The organism is Mucilaginibacter hurinus (assembly GCF_003324525.1).
GTDB classification, from domain to species: Bacteria; Bacteroidota; Bacteroidia; order Sphingobacteriales; family Sphingobacteriaceae; genus Mucilaginibacter; species Mucilaginibacter hurinus.
In genome coordinates this window covers 95,958-113,139 of record NZ_QGDC01000007.1, presented here as the reverse complement: position 1 = coordinate 113,139, position 17,182 = coordinate 95,958, and the positions used below count along the sequence as shown (strand labels likewise).

The 17,182-nt window shown below is 42.9% G+C and carries 15 protein-coding genes; 6 read left to right on the top strand and 9 right to left on the bottom strand.

Annotation, left to right across the window (positions count from 1 at the left end; all coding sequences use genetic code 11):
- Positions 1-38: 38 nt before the first annotated feature.
- From DJ568_RS13305 to DJ568_RS13295, 3 genes are all read right to left on the bottom strand, one after another.
- Positions 39-791, bottom strand: a complete 753-nt coding sequence (locus tag DJ568_RS13305; RefSeq protein WP_114005779.1) for an ABC transporter ATP-binding protein — start codon at positions 789-791, stop codon at positions 39-41.
- Positions 788-1,522 carry an MlaE family ABC transporter permease gene (locus DJ568_RS13300; RefSeq protein ID WP_114005778.1) on the bottom strand — a complete coding sequence of 245 codons (735 nt, stop codon included), beginning with the start codon at positions 1,520-1,522 and terminating at the stop codon, positions 788-790. The genes DJ568_RS13305 and DJ568_RS13300 overlap by 4 nt, the downstream gene beginning before the upstream one ends.
- A gap of 141 nt (positions 1,523-1,663) precedes the next feature.
- Positions 1,664-2,542: a PfkB family carbohydrate kinase gene (locus DJ568_RS13295; protein WP_114005777.1), complete on the bottom strand. Its 879-nt coding sequence runs from the start codon at positions 2,540-2,542 to the stop codon at positions 1,664-1,666.
- A gap of 256 nt (positions 2,543-2,798) precedes the next feature.
- Between DJ568_RS13295 and DJ568_RS13290 the strand changes: the two genes are divergently transcribed.
- The 6 genes from DJ568_RS13290 (at position 2,799) to DJ568_RS13265 (ending at position 8,969) form a co-directional block, all read left to right on the top strand.
- On the top strand, positions 2,799-4,910 hold the full coding sequence (locus DJ568_RS13290; protein ID WP_114005776.1) for a glycoside hydrolase family 97 protein: 2,112 nt from the start codon (positions 2,799-2,801) through the stop codon (positions 4,908-4,910).
- A gap of 204 nt (positions 4,911-5,114) precedes the next feature.
- Entirely contained in the window at positions 5,115-5,819 is a 705-nt protein-coding gene (locus tag DJ568_RS13285; protein WP_114005775.1) for an SDR family oxidoreductase, read from the top strand.
- Between the two features lie 23 nt (positions 5,820-5,842).
- Positions 5,843-6,433: a PspC domain-containing protein gene (locus DJ568_RS13280; protein WP_114005774.1), complete on the top strand. Its 591-nt coding sequence runs from the start codon at positions 5,843-5,845 to the stop codon at positions 6,431-6,433.
- Positions 6,434-6,435: 2 nt separating this feature from the next.
- Complete coding sequence (locus DJ568_RS13275; protein ID WP_114005773.1) at positions 6,436-7,398, top strand: LiaI-LiaF-like domain-containing protein; 963 nt, start codon at positions 6,436-6,438, stop codon at positions 7,396-7,398.
- A 50-nt stretch (positions 7,399-7,448) separates the two neighbouring features.
- Positions 7,449-7,928 carry a nuclear transport factor 2 family protein gene (locus DJ568_RS13270; RefSeq protein WP_114005772.1) on the top strand — a complete coding sequence of 160 codons (480 nt, stop codon included), beginning with the start codon at positions 7,449-7,451 and terminating at the stop codon, positions 7,926-7,928.
- A gap of 96 nt (positions 7,929-8,024) precedes the next feature.
- On the top strand, positions 8,025-8,969 hold the full coding sequence (locus tag DJ568_RS13265) for a hypothetical protein (protein WP_147238759.1): 945 nt from the start codon (positions 8,025-8,027) through the stop codon (positions 8,967-8,969).
- 125 nt (positions 8,970-9,094) lie between these two features.
- Here the strand turns inward: DJ568_RS13265 and DJ568_RS13260 are convergent, their stop codons facing one another.
- The 6 genes from DJ568_RS13260 to DJ568_RS13235 form a co-directional block, all read right to left on the bottom strand.
- Positions 9,095-11,077: a beta-L-arabinofuranosidase domain-containing protein gene (locus DJ568_RS13260; RefSeq protein WP_114005770.1), complete on the bottom strand. Its 1,983-nt coding sequence runs from the start codon at positions 11,075-11,077 to the stop codon at positions 9,095-9,097.
- Between the two features lie 271 nt (positions 11,078-11,348).
- Positions 11,349-12,740 (bottom strand): sugar porter family MFS transporter, encoded by a 1,392-nt coding sequence (locus tag DJ568_RS13255; protein WP_114005769.1) that lies wholly within the window; start codon positions 12,738-12,740, stop codon positions 11,349-11,351.
- Between the two features lie 22 nt (positions 12,741-12,762).
- A complete protein-coding gene (locus DJ568_RS13250) occupies positions 12,763-14,511 on the bottom strand; it encodes a class I mannose-6-phosphate isomerase (RefSeq protein WP_114005768.1) in 1,749 nt (582 codons plus the stop codon).
- Between the two features lie 235 nt (positions 14,512-14,746).
- On the bottom strand, positions 14,747-15,529 hold the full coding sequence (locus tag DJ568_RS13245; RefSeq protein WP_114005767.1) for a glucose-6-phosphate isomerase family protein: 783 nt from the start codon (positions 15,527-15,529) through the stop codon (positions 14,747-14,749).
- A 1-nt stretch (position 15,530) separates the two neighbouring features.
- Positions 15,531-16,118, bottom strand: a complete 588-nt coding sequence (locus tag DJ568_RS13240) for a glucose-6-phosphate isomerase family protein (protein WP_199560973.1) — start codon at positions 16,116-16,118, stop codon at positions 15,531-15,533.
- A 16-nt stretch (positions 16,119-16,134) separates the two neighbouring features.
- On the bottom strand, positions 16,135-17,136 hold the full coding sequence (locus DJ568_RS13235) for a GntR family transcriptional regulator (protein WP_114005766.1): 1,002 nt from the start codon (positions 17,134-17,136) through the stop codon (positions 16,135-16,137).
- Positions 17,137-17,182: the final 46 nt, after the last annotated feature.

The window sequence follows — 17,182 nt, the reverse complement described above, 5'->3', positions numbered from 1 at the left end:
CCTCAACTAATCTCAGTCACTAATCTCTAATCACTAAACTACAATTTTTCCTTCGCTGCCTGCATAAATTTACTCGCGAATACAAAGTCGTTCAGTTCTTTGTTATCGGTGTGTGCTATCTCTTTGTTACTTCCCTCCCACCACTTTTGTCCCTGGTGTAAAAACACAATATGCTCACCTATTCCCATTACCGAGTTCATATCGTGGGTAACAACAACAGTGGTAATGTTATACTCATCGGTTAGCTCGTTTATAAGCTCATCAATTAATATAGAGGTTTTAGGATCAAGGCCCGAGTTAGGTTCATCCACAAAAAGATATTTAGGCTGCATAGAGATAGCTCGGGCGATGCCCACCCGTTTTTTCATACCGCCGGAAAGTTCAGCCGGGTATAGTTTATTCTTGCCTTTAAGGTTTACCCGTTCCAGGCAAAAGTTTGCCCGGTCTAGTTTCTCAGATTTGGATTGATTTGTAAACAGGTTCAATGGAAATATAATATTCTCCTCAACCGTCATCGAATCAAATAACGCGGAATTTTGAAACAGCATACCTATCTCTGTACGGATGGGCACACGTTCTTCAAAGCTCAGTTCGCTGAAATTCTGACCGCTGAAAAATACCTCGCCTTTGGTAGGCTTATGCAGGCCTACAATACATTTAAGTAAGGTAGTTTTACCTGAACCGGAGCCACCAATTATGAGGTTATTTTTACCTGCCTCAAACTTGGCACTAATGCCTTTAAGCACCTCATTGTCACCAAATGTTTTGTGTATGTCTTTAACTTCAATCATAACATCAGGCTGGTAATCACAAGGTCAGCAAATAATATCATAACGCAACTGTATACTACACCCCGGGTAGCGGATTGCCCTACTTCAAGGGCACCTCCTGTTGTATAAAATCCCTGATAAGAACATATAGAGCATATCAAAAATCCAAATACAAAGGCTTTTACCAGCGCAACCCTTATTGTAAGTCCATCAAACCCGTCACGCACACCAGCAAGGTAATCGGCAGGAGTAATATCGCCTGATACGACACAAGCTATGTAACCACCTGATATGCCAAGCACAATGGATATGATTACCAATAGGGGCACCATAGTTATACCAGCCATTATTTTAGGCGCTATCAGATAACCGGGTGCATTTACACCCATTATTTCAAGCGCATCTATCTGTTCAGTAACACGCATAGTGCCAATCTGCGACGCAATGCTTGAACCAACACGACCCGCCAGCACCAGGGATGAAATGGTTGGGCTAAACTCAAGTATCGTCGAATCGCGTGCAATTTTACCCGCTATGCTTAAGGGCACCAGCGGGCTGCTTAGCTGAAATGCTACCTGTATGGTAGTGGCGGCGCCAATAAATACGGAGATAATAGCGATAATACCCAGCGAGCCGATGCCTACCGAAACCATCTCGCGCATGATCTCTTTCCAATAAACATCAAACTTTTCGGGTTTTTTAAAACTTAACCGCAGTAAAAGTATATACCTGCCTAAACTATAAAACATTATTTATGTGTAAAATCGGTTAAAAATACATTTTTTAACAATACCCGCCGTCAAGTTAGATAAATAACAACGAAGCAACTACAAACAGCCATTGCTTGATTATAATGGTCAGGCAGCGTAATTGTTTACGTCAGCTATGCTTTTTTAAAGTGTGTACTGATCTTTTACCTCATCCTCAGTACCTGAAAATGGCCCGATACAACCTGCCTTTAAGCCGGCCATGGCTGATGCGAAGCGGCCGGCTTCGCGTACCGTTGCGCCTGAAGCACGCTGGTACAGATACCCTGCCATATACGTGTCACCACAGCCGGTGGCATCCATAAAAACAGCAGGCTTAAAAGCCACTATAGCACAATACTTTTCATCGGCATATATAAGCGAGCCGTTGCTACCCAATGTAATCACCACTTCTTTTACACCCAAATCACCAAGTTTTTTTGCTGCCTGCCTTATATCATTCATGCCTGTTAATACGGATAATTCCATCTCGTTAACTTTCAGTGTATGAATATATGGCAGCAAGGCATACTTTTCGGGCCAGTCAACCGGCACCACCCTGGTATCCACAACTTTACGTAACAGGCCTTGCACATCCAAAGATACTCTGCCCTTTGATGCCAAAAACGGTATAACATCTTCGTCAAAATCATCAGCTAGCAATGGGCCAAGGTGGTACAAATCAGCGTCGATACCCCTTAATTGTGCGGTTGTAAAGCTATCGGCGGTTTGCAAAACCCTTTGCATGCGCTCATCAGGATTAGTGCCATAAGTGTTTTCGAAAAATACAGTACCTGCACTTGGTAATATCAATACATCTACCCCTAAACCGTGTAACTGTTCGGCGTAAATACGCTCACGACTGGCTACTGCAGTAACCAACTTGTAATTTACAGGCATATGGGCAAGTGCGTGTGAGAAATACAGCGCGGTACCGCCCGGCATGTTTACCACTTTACCTGCATTTAAATTTATATCATGAGTGATATGGCCTATACAGCATATGGTAGTGTTGGTTTGAGGCATAACACAAACATATTAAAACTGTGCAATAACGCTATCGCCCTACAGGGCTATTATTGTAATGTTACTTAAAAAACATTTAAAAAAAACACGCTATAATCACATTTAATCTACTGATAATCAATGTTATGTTTTTAAATAATTTTTAATGTGCAATGCATTGCTTTAATATTTTATAAAATTTGTTGCACTGATATAAGCCACTTATATAATAACGTGCCTTACGGCCGAAATTTAATTAAACTTAAAACAACCTTTTATGCGCAAAATTTACGTGCTGGCCCTTGTATTGCTGTATGCAGCCACAATGAAGGCTCAGGTAATTACATCCCCCGACAAAAACTTCACAATGAAATTTTCGGTAAACGCCGATGGGGAGCCGGTTTACGAACTATCCTATAAACAAAAGGCCATTATTAAGCCAAGCAAGTTAGGCATCGAAACTAAAGATGTCCCTTCTTTCTTAAGAGGCTTTACGGTTACCGATACCAGACAGTCGACTTTCGACGAATCGTGGAACCCGCCGATGGGCGAACAAAAAACCATACGCAATCAGTATAATGAACTACTGGTAACCTTAAGCCAACCAGCGGTTGATAACCGTTTTATCCGGATACGTTTCAGGATATTTAACGATGGCCTGGGTTTCAGATATGAATTTCCATCACAAAAAAATCTGAATTACTTTGTGATAAAAGAAGAGCATACAGAGTTTGCCTTAGCAGGTGATCATAAAACGTTTTGGCTACCGGGCGATTTTGACACCCAGGAATACCACACCACAACGTCAAAATTATCTGAGGTTCGTGGCAAAATGAAAAATGCCATAACACCTAACGTATCTCAAAAAACATTTTCGCCAACAGGCGTACAAACGCCTTTGATGATGAAGAGCAGCGATGGCCTGTATATAAACATCCATGAAGCAGCTTTGGTGGATTATTCCTGCATGCACCTGGATCTTGACGACAAGAATTTTGTGCTTAAGTCATTTTTAACCCCTGATGCCGTGGGTGACAAGGGCTATATGCAGGCGCCCACGCAATCGCCGTGGCGTACTGTTATCGCCAGCGATAAAGCAGGCGATATATTAACCTCAAAATTGGTTTATAACTTAAATGAACCTGCAAAATACAAAGATCTTTCATGGATAAAACCGGTAAAATATATTGGCGTGTGGTGGGAGATGATAACCGGTAAAAGCACATGGGCATATACCGACACCGAAAACATTCAGCTTGGGGTAACTGATTATTCAAAATTAAAACCCAACGGTAAACATGGGGCTACCACGGCTCATGTTAAAGAATATATCGACTTTGCCGCTAAGCATGGTTTTGACGCCGTATTGGTTGAAGGTTGGAATGTAGGCTGGGAAGACTGGTTTGGTAAAACAAAAGATTATGTATTTGACTTTGTGACTCCGTACCCCGACTTTGACGTAAAGGAACTACAACGTTACGCCGCATCAAAAAATGTAAAGATCATCATGCACCATGAAACATCCGGATCTGTACGCAATTATGAGCGCCATCTTGATACCGCTTACAAGTTTATGGTTGAAAATGGATACAACGCAGTTAAAAGCGGTTATGTAGGTAATATCATACCCCGGGGCGAGCACCACTACGGACAATGGCTGGTTAATCACTACCTGTACGCCGTACAAAAAGCAGCCGATTACAAAATTATGGTGAATGCGCATGAGGCAATCAGGCCAACAGGGCTTAACCGTACTTATCCTAACTTAATGGCCAATGAGTCGGCGCGGGGCACGGAGTACGAATCATTTGGTGGCAACAATCCAGATCATACCACCATATTACCCTTTACACGGCAGATAGGGGGGCCAATGGATTATACGCCCGGCATTTTCCAAACCAAAATAAGCGCGTATAATCCGGATAACACATCGTTTGTGCATACTACGTTGGTTAAGCAACTGGCCTTATATGTAACCATGTACAGCCCGCTGCAAATGGCCGCCGATCTGCCTGAGACCTACAACAAGCACCTGGATGCTTTCCAGTTTATAAAAGACGTAGCCGTTGACTGGGACGATACCTGGGTGATTGAGGCTGAGCCGGGCGATTACATCACTATGGCCCGTAAGGCAAAAGGCAAAAACGAGTGGTATGTAGGGGCTATTACTGATGAAAATCCGCGCGTAGCAACCATAACTTTTAACTACCTGCCCAAAGGTAAAAACTTTATAGCAACGTTATACGCCGATGGGAAGGACGCCAGCTACGATAAAAACCCGCAGAGTTACGCAATTCGTAAAATAAAGGTAAACAGTAAAACAGTGCTAAAGCAGCAACTGGCCTCAAGCGGCGGTGCAGCAATAAGTATAAAAGAAGAAGTAAAATAAATAATAGAGTTGTTTTTGAATATCAACAGAGCTGCCTCCGGGCGGCTTTTGTTGTTTTATACGGTTCCTGGCTTTTATTTCATCAACCTGCGATGCTTTACAGGCAAACCGTGCCCGTATATATCAAATTCCATAGCAGGTAAACGGATAAATCAAGGGTTAAACAATATATATTTGAAACTATCTATATACTGTTAGAAACACATGAAAAACGCAATCATCACCGGCGCAACAAAAGGCATGGGCCGCGCAATAACCATTGCATTGGTTAAACAAGGTATTAATGTTGGCATATGTGCCCGCAACGCCAAAGAACTGGCTGCCTTTGAAGCTGAATTGCTTGAAATGGCACCCGGGATACGGGTGGCAGCCACCGTTGCCGATGTAAGCGACAGGCACCAGTTAAAAAAATTTGCCGAATTCACCGAGAAAAAGCTTGGGTTCATCGGGATTATTGTCAATAATGTGGGTATGTACAAGCACGTACCCATACTTGAAGACGACGAAAATTCAATGGAAAAACAGTTGGGCACAAACCTGTTTCCTGCCTATGAACTATACCGTTTTTTCGGTAAAAGGCTGGTTTCCGCCGGTGAAGGGCACATCTTTAATGTATGCTCGGTAGCAGCGCTTAACCCGGTAATGGAAGCCGGTGTGTACAGCGTAACAAAATATGCCCTGTTAGGTCTTAATAACGTAATGAGGCTTGAGATGCAACCACACGGTATAAAAGTTACAGCCATCATTCCCGGATCGACGTTAACGGATTCATGGAAAGGGATGGATGTAAATAAAAATGACATGGTTTTGCCCGAGGATGTTGCATCAGCCATTATTACAATTTATAACATGAGCAAAGGCGCCAATGTGGATCAAATCATAATAAAACCGGCTGGCGGCCAATTGTAATAACATTTTAAATTAACAGTATAATGGAAAAGAAACTTTATCGTGATGAGCAACGCAAAAAAATAGGCGGCGTTTGCGCAGGATTGGCCGACTATTTCGGCGTGGATGTATCAATTGTAAGGGTAATATTTTTAGTTACCGCATTTTTACATGGTACAGGTGGCCTGGTATACGTGGTACTTTGGGTTGTATTACCAGCAAAAAACCTGTTTTACGGCAACCCCGGCGTTGATTACAGAATGCCTGAACAAGATGCCTATAATCCCTTTAGGGAAACCTCACAGCCTAATTTCACTATGCCCAACTACAATGATGCTAACGAAACCTTTACGGGCGTACCGCCGAAAAAAACGACCAACGCAGGTGTTATTGCCGGGGTGATACTCATACTATTAGGTGCGGCGTTCCTGCTCAAAAACTTTGGCTTGTTACCCCACATCGATTTCCACGTGGTATGGCCACTGGTTTTGGTAGCTATTGGTATATCATTCATTTTATCCGGAGCAAAAAAACAACCCTGGGAAAGGAACGACTGGTACAAGGCTGACAACACAGCGGATACAGTTGAAAAGAAAGACGAAACAAATACGAATCCTAACCATCCAATTGAATAATTATGAAAAGCGACAGACTGATAACAGGCCTTGTGCTGGTTTTAATAGGCGTAACCTTCCTGCTGCATAACTTTGGCTACATTGATTTTCGCTGGGGCAATATATTCCGTTTGTGGCCGGTGTTCCTGCTAATTGCAGGTGTAAACCTGGCGTTGTCTAATAAAAATTCGGCTTGGGCTACTGCAATTAAGATTATAGTAGTGCTGGGCGGCTTTAGCTTAATCTTATTTGCCGATCTGAGCCACCGTTCATGGTCGCCCGCGGTAAATTTTAAGTATGAAGACGATGACGCCGGCAACAACGGTGATTACCACGGCGGCGTAGTAAAAAAGCAGGGCACCAGTATATTTAACGAACCTTTTACTGATAGCATTAAAGTAGCACAACTGAATATAGCGGGCGGGGCCACTACTTACAAATTGAGTGATACAACCGATCAGTTATTTAATGCACAAACACAGGAATTTGTTGGACGCTACGGCCTCTCAAACACTACAACAGACTCACTTGCCGTACTGGACTTTAAAATGCTTGATGGTAAAAGTTCTAAATTTAAATGGGATACAGATAAAGATAACTCGGCTACCATAAAGCTGAACGCTAGGCCAGAATGGGACATCAGTGTAAAAACCGGTGCCAGCGAAATCGATTTCGACCTGACAAAATTCAAGGTACGGTCGCTTAAGCTAAATGGCGGGGCGGCATCCTTTAAAGTAAAACTCGGGCAGCCATTAACAGTAACCAACATTGACGTATTAACAGGTGTTTCTGAAATAAACCTGTATATACCGCAAAACACTGCATGCAGCATCACTACATCGTCGGGCCTGTCATCAACTGATTTTGATGGCTTCACTAAAGCGGGTGATCACCGGTACGAAACCCTCGGATTTGCTAACGCTGCCAACAAAATGTATATCAAAATCAACGGCGGACTGTCGGATTTTAATGTAAAACGATACTAATTTTAATCAAACACCGGCTTACCCATTGCCGGTGTTTATTTTTTATAGTTATGATAAAGCTTTTGATAACCCTGCTATTATTTTTTTGTGTCTGCTTAAGTGTAAACGCTCAAAACAAGCCGGGCGCAAAGCCTCATGTAACGCAATCAAAAGCTTTGTATGACAGTATTGCCCGTATGGACAGCCTATTGTTCAATGCTTTTAACAGCCGCGATCTGGAAACGTTGAAAAACATATTTGATACTGACCTTGAATTTTATCATGATAAAGGTGGTTTAGATAATTATGAGGTTACGATGCAAAAGTTCAAAGGCATGATTGATAAAGACAATGGCGTAAAAAGAACACTCGTTACCGGCAGCATCGAAGTATATCCCATTAAAGGCTATGGCGCGATACAAACCGGGCAGCATCGCTTTTGCCACCCCGAAAACGGGCGCGAGGATTGCGGCGTATTCAGATTTATGCACATATGGAAAAGCGCTAACGGCCTTTGGAAGCTGACCCGGGTGGTAAGTTACGACCATTAGGATTGCGATTTGGTGAATTATAACGGAGTATTTGTAACTTAGATGCAGTGTGAACTATTTTAGATCTTGTTCGCAACCATTATAACCAACCTTATCATGCGGAATATTTTTGTATTGGTAGTTATAAGCATATTGTTAACCTCGTGCGCATCAGTACTAAACCGGCGGCACAAAAACGTGACAATACATTTAACCAACCCGGCTAAAATAATTTATCAAGGAGCCCCTCTTGGCATTAATAGCGACAAGGTTACATTAACGGTACTACGCAGTAAGGAGCCTTTAAGCTTAGCCGTGGTTACTGATAGTACAAAAAAAGAAATTTCGATTACGCCCCATAACTCCTTTGGATATTACTTTAATATAGTAAGCAATTACGGTATAGGTATGCTTATCGATAAAAATAACCCGAAGCGATATACTTATCCAACCAATATTTACATTAACCCTTCTGATACAAATAACCGAAGTATTAAATACATTCGTTCGCAAAACAAAGGCGCACTATATCTGCACACTTCATTGCCGCATGTTAACTCTTTTTTTCTACAACCGGTCGGCGAAGGCAAAAAAAGCAATACAGGTTTTTTCGGGCTGTCTCTTGGACTGGATTATTACCACCGGCAGGATCACTTTTTAAATCTGTCGGCGGGAGCAGCGGCTGACATTTTTATACCATTCCCCGCTCCTGTACGTTATGCAGGTGAGCGCGAATTTATATACTCACTTTATCTTACAGCATCCAACAACTATAATATTAACCGTTTCTCGATTGGTTATGGGCTGGCATTTACTAAAAACACCTGGGATAACCGATATTTCGGCCTCCGCGACTCCTTGGCCACGCGCCAGCCAATAACAAAGTCAAGCACCGCCCTGGGCTTAGCTTTTCCGGCTTACTACAGGTTTGGCAGATCTTTTCAAATGGGGATTATTTATAAACCCACATTTATCAGTTTAACCCCGGGTATCTCATCCCGATATGAGCATGTGATAAGTTTGGATTTTGCTTGGAAGATAAGGCTACAAAAAGGCGATTAACTCTAAATCTATCTCAAAAGGCAACTAAGAGTTATCCGCCGAATCCTTGCTTCCGCGACGATTGATATTAGCAAATGCCGGGTGACTACCCACCCAACAAGGCTAAATAGCAATTCCGCTAAATTTTATTGCACTTTCGGAAAAACCGTCACCCTTAAAAGCGTACTTCCATAAGGCACCAGTTCAATATCCTTACTATCACCATCTGTTTCCCTGTTGGATGGGAATGGGGAAGTTTGATAGATAGTTTTATTCGCAGCGGTATCCACGTAGCTGTGCAGTTTCCAGTTTTTTAGCTGTTGTGCCGGCACTTTAAGTTTTACCGGGGCAGCACCTTCTGCCCATGGATACGTGTAATTGCTGTTTTTTATTACCTGTACATTGTTGACGTTGTTGATTGCCAGCGCATAATTCCAATCGGCTGCGGGATTTAACCCAAGGCCCGGAAAATCTTTTGTAGCCTTTTTATAATCCGTACTTATTGTATCAATCTTAGCCGTTATAGGGTAGCTATACACTATAGGCCCGCGCTCAATGCCAACGCCGTTGTTGGGCCAGTTGGTTAGCTTCACGCTCATTGGTAAATTAATCGCTATTTTATCGCCGTTTGCAAACATCCGGTTGATTTCAAAGAACTCACCGGCAACTACTGTGCCGGCAACTTGTTTACCATTTACTGTTACCGAAGCTCCGGTACACCAGGCCGGTATGCGCATACTGAACGGGAACTTAACAGACTTTTTTGTTTGAACCTCAAACGTAACAGCTTCTTCAAACGGGTATTTAGTTGTTTCAACTATTTTAACCGGTACATTAGCCGTACCAACAACGGCATTAATTTCACTTGCACCGTACAATGACGCAGCTATACCCCCGTTTTTTGTTTTCAACCACATTTGCTGTATATAGTAAGGCATAAACCTGTTTACATTTCCGGTACAGCATTCAGTATCATGACCCGGCAAAAATGCCATACGGGCGTTATTATAACCTAAATGGTTTGAATCAAAATTAGCGATGAACTGATTAGGGGCCGAGAAATATTGCTGCTGTTTAAAATCTTTGGTGATTGCACCTATGCCGCCATTAAACACGGCCTTTTCAATTTTATCTGCCCATCTGGCATCACCTGTTATCTGCAGCATGTGACCGTAGGTGTAGGGAATGGTTGCCAGGTTGCAGGTTTCGTGCCCGGCCATTTCATTTATTCCGTTAAAATGCTCGTTTGAACTGGGTATACCTGATGCAAGCATATCATTCTTCTCCATTTTGGCGATGCCATTAAGCGCTTCATCCAGGTACGATTTTTTCCCGGTGTAACTGTACAATATAGCAGGTATTTTAACCAATTCGATATATACTACGCCATGATAATCAGGCACCCGGTCAGACCCAAATATTATATCACGGCCATCACGGTCACGGTATTTATGGTCTGATTTAAAGGTTGCGTAAGCCGTTTCAGCCATTTTTAATAACGAAACATCGCCTGTAATACCATACAGCCAGCAAAGTTCCTCGGCATTAGCCAGGTCGAGTTCGTCGGCAAAATCTTCGCCTTTGTAAGTAGCATAATGCTTCTGCATTACCTCTATAATCTGCGGATTACCGGTCACAGCATATTCAGTCATAAACGAGCGTAAAAAACCGGCGTAAGGCCAGCGATTCCAGCGGCCTTTGAGGTCTTGCGGACCGAGTCTACCGTCCGGGTTCTTTTTATTCAGAACGAAATCAACCTGCTTTTTTGCTTTGTTAAGCAAAAACGTATCACGTAATAAGTACCCTGCTTTTATGGCTCCGTCAATGTAATAACCGGACTGCTCGTACGGCCACCAAAACCTATCCTCCATTTTGTCGTTCACCACACCTGTCCACATTACTGTGTTGAACGGGTAGCCTGCATTTTCGATGTGGCCGGTGAGGCCGCTTTTCTGGTAGTTTAAAAAAGTACGCAACCATCCTTGCGGTGTTATTTTTACAGGACTGAACATACTGTACCGACTATAGGCCGGATGCGCTGCAGCTTTATACTTTTTTTGCTGTGCTATGCTCCACGCCGGGATAAACATACACGCGGCGATAAATGCTATGGATAAACTTCTTCTCATTATCTTATAAAATAGATATACGTTTAAATGGCTTATAAAAGTATAAACAAATAATAAAAAATAAAATTTTATATCATTTAAGTTGCAATTTTATACATAACAGTACCTACTGGTTAACAAATGTTACAATCACTGTTTCGTTGTACACAAACGGTATTAAAGTCGGTTATATATAACCAGGCAACTAAACAACTATTGCTTATAATCCGGAGTATATAAAACAAAAGGCCGGATGAATACTCATCCGGCCTTTATTCAACGCTTGCTAATATTACTTAGTCCAGCTTGCCTCTATTTCTTCCAGCGTTTTCTGCTTAGTTTCAGGAATACGTATTTTGGTAAATAACCATAATATTACACCATTCACGGCAAACAATATAAATGTGAAGGCTGCCGCCCTTGCTGATGTACCACCCCAAGTGGTTTCATCAAGCATTATAGGCGTAAACTGGGTTATTAAAACCACACCTAACCACAATATAGTAGTAGCGAACGACATGGCTATACCGCGGGTTTTGGTAGGGAATATCTCCGAAATAATAACCCATGGAATAGGCCCCAGTGACGCGGCAAACGAGGCAATATATATAAATATAAATGCCATCAGCCACACCGCCCCCGCACCTGTAAGGAAACAGTATGCGGTACCTATCAAGCTTATTATCATACCGGCAACACCCCATAGCAACAACGTTTTACGGCCCAGCTTATCAATAAAGCCGATTGCTATAAATGTAAATACAGTATTGATACAGCCAATTATTACGGTGAAAAGCAACGGACCGTCGCCAGTTGCACCAGCGCTGGCAAATATTTTAGGCCCATAGTAAATAATGGCGTTAATACCCGTTATCTGCGAGAACAGTGCAAGCACAGCTCCAACAATCATGGCTTTGCGCAATCCCGGCTTAAACAATTCGCCTACCGTACCCTCTTCATGGCCAAGGCTTTCCTTCACCTCCTGTACCACGGCCTGGGCCTCATCTTTTCCATTCACACGCTCCAGCGTATCGATAGCCTCGTCGCTACGGTTCTTTTTAATTAACCAACGCGGGCTTTCAGGTACTATAAATAACAGCACCAGGAAAAGTAATGATGGTAGTAAACCCGACGCTATCATATAACGCCAGCCGGTTTCTACCTTCCATTCCAGTTCACCGAGCGCGGCAATTTTAAGATTTACAAAGTAAATCAGGTTGATGCCGATAACAATAGCCAACTGATAAACACTAACCAGCTTGCCTCTTATATTGGCCGGCGCTATCTCAGAAATATACAAAGGCGACAGCATTGACGCCGCTCCAATACCTACACCACCGATGATACGGAAGATAACAAACTCTGTAAGTGACGAAGGTACCGCGGCCCCAATTGACGAAATTCCAAACAGCAATGCAGTAACGATCAAAATGGTTTTACGGCCAAATCTGTCGCTTAAATAGCCTGCTGTACTGCTGCCAACTATACATCCCCAAATAGCACAGCTGGCTGCCCAGCCCTCCATTGCAGGTGATAGATCGAATTTTATTTTTATCAGGTCGATAACCCCGGCAATTACCGCCGTGTCATAACCAAATAGTAAACCGCCTAAAGCGGCTACTATGGTCAACTTGATCACAAAACCCGTTGAGCCGGACTTCTGTGCGATTGCTTCTCTACTCATGATTTTTTAGGTATATAATAGTTTAAATTCTAACGTATGCTTTCAATGTACCGCATTCCTGGCCTTCACTTTCGCCGTACGGACGGATGGTGTATTCGCCAACTGCTGCCGGAACAATGAACGTTTCGGCATAGTGCACTACAAATGGCTCAAACGCGTTGGTGGGGCTTTCAACAATAGCCTCGCGGCCTTCAACCAGGTTAAGCACGTTAACGCCACCATTGGTATTGTGGCTAACTTTACCTGTAAACCAGTGCCTGCGCGTTTCAATAAATTGCAATTCATTTAAACCGGTACGTTCTTCACGCCAACCGTCTCCCTCACCCAAAGGCTCTACCAGGTTAAGGGCGTGTTTTTCAACCCATGATGCAGTGCGATCCCATTGGATTACATTTTTACCATGTTCAATGTTTATAGGACGAGGTTTGCCATCAAGGCCCAAACGTCCCCAATCCCATAGCTTAAACGTAAATATATACGGGGTGGCACTAATTTCCAACACCATGCCGCCTGTACCTGAGCAATGCACTGTGCCGGCAGGTATTGATATATGATCGTGCTTCTTCATCGGCCACCTTTTAACATACTTTTCGTCATCAAAGTGTTTTTCTCCGTTTTGAGCCGCCCTAAGGTCAGCGATCATCTCTTCCGGATCTACGTTTTCCTGTAAGCCCAGGTAAACATCAGCCGAACCATCAATATCGAGGTAATAGTAGCTCTCGTCCTGTGTGTAGTGCATACCAAATTTTTCCTGGATGTATTCAGTAAGCGGATGCACCTGGAAACTTAGGTTACCGCCTTCAACGGTATCCAGGAAATCAAAGCGGATAGGGAACTCGTCGCCGAAACGCGAATGAACTTTTGGGCCTAACAGGTTATTCGTCTCAAAAAACACCAGGTTAATTGAAGGCAACTCTACATCTACGTCGCCAAACCTTAGCAAAAGGCTGTTCTCTTCAGGCACGCAATCAAACCCCCATGCGAAATTAACCGCCGAGCGGTCAAGATCCATTACTTCTTTCATCCATTGTCCACCCCATGGCCCGGGATCAAAGAAAGGTACTACACGGAACGGTCTGCTTACGCTGATCTGATAACCCTTTTGTGCAGCGGCACCTGTAATCATCTTCGGGCTGCCTGCTGCGTTAGTGTCAAGTATATAGTCAATTTTTTTAAACAACTGCTTTTTCAAGCGGTCGGCGGCACGCCAGTCAACAAAAAAGCCTCTTTTGTATTGTATCGAAAACTCTTCGTGGTTGTTGGTAATACCTATATTGTTCACCAGCTTTTTGCGCATACGCAATTGTATCTCCCAGCGGGCCATGTCAGCATAAACCAACAGATCGAAATTTGGAAGTACCAGGCTTGCACCTACACCGTAAACAACCACTACCCCGCTACCCGCAGTTTTAGCTTTTTGCTGCGCTGCCTCAACCTTAGCATTATCTAAATAATCGCTGATATTTAAGCGGGTGATGTAGCCAAATATTCTGTCATCTGTAACATCCGGATACGTCATTTTTAGTATCTCGTCTTCGCTTTTAAAAGCTTCCGCTGCGTCTATCCATAAGTCATGCTTTACAGCGTCTTTTAAGCCGGCTATAATCTCATCGTTAAGCACACCCTGGTAGGTTTCAATTGCTATAAGTTTTTTTCCTGAGGCGATGTCATCGTTTATTTTCGTGGCTATCGCTTCCCAGCCTGTAACACATGATTTGTTCTCTTTTTCAACCTGTACGAAAGGAAATTTTTGATAATTAGCAGTTTTCATTATGTATGATTTTGTAAATAAAGCGTCAATAGGTATGTATGTTGATACATATTGACGGTTATTTTAATTCACCTTGATATTTAAAAATGAATTAAAAGCTTGTTTTTTGTTTAAGTACCGGGTTTATCTAACAGCAAAGAAATAAATAAAAAACGAATTCCCTGCAAAATAAACCCAATCAATTTTATCTGTCCCAATAGCAAACAAAGCAGTAATTTGTTCGCCCGGATATGTATTATGGCGTGAAATTAAGCCATACTTCCTGTTTTAATGCAGGCTGCGAAACAAACTGAAATTTGTCCGGATCCTGCTCAAACTGCTCGTAGATGGGTACTACCCTTCCTATTTGCAATGTTTCACTATAATCTGCCGGTGATTTTTTCACCAGCTCAGTAGGCATGTAATTTGGGTTTGCCTGCCAAACTATTTCTCCGTCTTCATCCACTAACGGAAACCAGGCCAATCCGTTTCGCTTTCTAACCTCGTCGTACAAAAATCCGTATTCACGATCGCACCATGCTCCAAAAGTAAGTGGTGTGGCCGGATCGGCGCTTATAGTAGCATGCGCCCATTCAGGCGGCACAACCACTACATCGCCCGGACCGGCATATACAGCGAAGCATCGGCCCGGGTTATCTGCGGCATACTCCTGCATATAAATAATAGCAGCACCGCTCCATATCTCGTATACTTCAGGCGGCGACCATCCGCTATGTGATGATTTTTTATGTATATGCCCCTGGCTGCGCACCGGCTCGTCGCCAAGCTTACCCGCCGCATATGTTACCGCACCATATAGCAACATTTTTTCTTCAAGTATAGCCTTGTGCCTGGTTTTACCAACATCCATTGCAATGGCATAAACCACTTCAGGGCCATTACAGTCGGGGTTGCGCAAACTTTTACGTATATCATTTAGTCGGCGTGTTTCCACTTCAGGCCCAAAGCAATCATTGCCATAGGTAAACCCCAAAGGCTGGGCAACAATTCTTATGTCAAATCCAGGGTCAAAATTCATTTTATCTCTTTTCTATATCTTCCAGTACAGGCACGCCATTCCTGTTAAAAACGCCCTTTGAAAATCCTTGTTCCCGTATATCGCCGTAATTGTGTCCGGCGTCTGAAGGCCAGCATGCGCCAACGGTTAACTCCTCTTTGCCGGTATTTACCAACCTGTGCCCCGTAAACCCTGGTATATAGTGTAAACTACCGGGGAATACTTTTTCGGCACGTGTATTTCTCTCCATATCCATTAACAATAGTACACCCTCGCCTTTTATGCCCCAATAAAATTCTCCACGGTTGGCCTTCTGATGAAAATGACCTTGCGTCATGAAATACTCATCGCCTACCTGGCCGGGGTTTATACGGCTGGTGCCAAAAAACAAGCCTGCTTCGGTACCTTCTGCAACCGGAAAATAAGCTTCCACCCGGTATACTACCTCTGATTGGTTCATGGCTTTGCGCTTATCTTCGTCAACAAAAATGTTTTCAAGCCCGGCTAAGGTCTTTTCACTGTAGATGAGGTTTTCACCCCGGCAAATACCATCAGTAAGACCATATGTTTGTACATTTTCTTTTATCGTTTCCAGTTGGTTCATGTCCATCTTAATCAAAAAATTGTCACAAAGAGTTGCGAATAATCAGATTACAAGGATTCTCTAAATGCCCCTTGCGTTTATTGATAACCAGATCGGCTATACTTCGGCCCATGGCGTCAAAGTCGGTTGATATGGTTGTTATGCCATTGGCTACTATAGATTTAAGCGGGGTGTCGTTATAAGAGATTATTCCCACATCTTTACCCAGCTTTAGCTTTTTTGCCTGTGCGTTCTGCACCAACGTTACCAATGTTTTATCGTCAAGTACAATATAGGCTTCGTCTTTGTTTACACCGGCAGGCTGGTGTGATGTTACAATGTGATCGATATTGTACTCTGTACAAAACTGTACGAATCCGCGTTTAAGGTCCATCGGCGCATGGCTGTCCTCGGGGAACAACAATATCAACTTACTATATTTTTTCAATAACTCGGCACCGGTGCTTAGCGCATTGTAGATATCCTTTTTAAACGATTGGCAAACAGAGGGATAATCCTGCCCGTAAATCCGGCGCCCCCGGTCAAGTATATAGAGTTTATCCCGTGGTATCATCTCGATAATACCCGAAACGCTTTTTGTTGGAATAGGCATTATTACGTAAGCAGTATAATTACCTATGCTTTCGCGTATTAATGTTTCAAAAGCTTTGGTGTTAAAATTATGAAAGAAAATTTCAACAGACGCCTTGCGCTTTAGTTGGTCTTTGAATGATGCGTATAACTCCTCTTTATAGGCGGTAAATTTATCAAAAAGCAGAAAAATTTTATGCTGGCGCGTTACGTCTGACTTGGTGATGTAATACCCTTTGCCCGGCCTTGATATAATGATACCACGTGCCTGCAAATCATTAAATGCAGTTAGCACTGTATCACGCGAAAGTTGAAACTTTTGCGATATTTGGTTGATTGACGGGATTTTCTCATCTTTTTTCAGCCGGTTGTTCTCCAGCGCTTCATGAAACGAGTTAATTACCTGCTTGTATTTAGGTATCGGAGAATCGGTTTCAATTTTAATGTAATCCATCGTAAATTAACACAAACTGTGCTGCACTGTTATGTAATTTTAAGCA

What these genes read in the sequence shown, in the direction of transcription:
- DJ568_RS13240 (WP_199560973.1), bottom strand. Translation starts at nt 16,118, where the DNA reads ATGGACATGAACCAACTGGAAACGATAAAAGAAAATGTACAAACATAT.
- DJ568_RS13285 (WP_114005775.1), top strand. Translation starts at nt 5,115, where the DNA reads ATGAAAAACGCAATCATCACCGGCGCAACAAAAGGCATGGGCCGCGCA.
- DJ568_RS13290 (WP_114005776.1), top strand. Translation starts at nt 2,799, where the DNA reads ATGCGCAAAATTTACGTGCTGGCCCTTGTATTGCTGTATGCAGCCACA.
- DJ568_RS13280 (WP_114005774.1), top strand. Translation starts at nt 5,843, where the DNA reads ATGGAAAAGAAACTTTATCGTGATGAGCAACGCAAAAAAATAGGCGGC.
- DJ568_RS13250 (WP_114005768.1), bottom strand. Translation starts at nt 14,511, where the DNA reads ATGAAAACTGCTAATTATCAAAAATTTCCTTTCGTACAGGTTGAAAAA.
- DJ568_RS13260 (WP_114005770.1), bottom strand. Translation starts at nt 11,077, where the DNA reads ATGAGAAGAAGTTTATCCATAGCATTTATCGCCGCGTGTATGTTTATC.
- DJ568_RS13305 (WP_114005779.1), bottom strand. Translation starts at nt 791, where the DNA reads ATGATTGAAGTTAAAGACATACACAAAACATTTGGTGACAATGAGGTG.
- DJ568_RS13270 (WP_114005772.1), top strand. Translation starts at nt 7,449, where the DNA reads ATGATAAAGCTTTTGATAACCCTGCTATTATTTTTTTGTGTCTGCTTA.
- DJ568_RS13295 (WP_114005777.1), bottom strand. Translation starts at nt 2,542, where the DNA reads ATGCCTCAAACCAACACTACCATATGCTGTATAGGCCATATCACTCAT.
- DJ568_RS13275 (WP_114005773.1), top strand. Translation starts at nt 6,436, where the DNA reads ATGAAAAGCGACAGACTGATAACAGGCCTTGTGCTGGTTTTAATAGGC.
- DJ568_RS13245 (WP_114005767.1), bottom strand. Translation starts at nt 15,529, where the DNA reads ATGAATTTTGACCCTGGATTTGACATAAGAATTGTTGCCCAGCCTTTG.
- DJ568_RS13255 (WP_114005769.1), bottom strand. Translation starts at nt 12,740, where the DNA reads ATGAGTAGAGAAGCAATCGCACAGAAGTCCGGCTCAACGGGTTTTGTG.
- DJ568_RS13265 (WP_147238759.1), top strand. Translation starts at nt 8,025, where the DNA reads ATGCGGAATATTTTTGTATTGGTAGTTATAAGCATATTGTTAACCTCG.
- DJ568_RS13235 (WP_114005766.1), bottom strand. Translation starts at nt 17,136, where the DNA reads ATGGATTACATTAAAATTGAAACCGATTCTCCGATACCTAAATACAAG.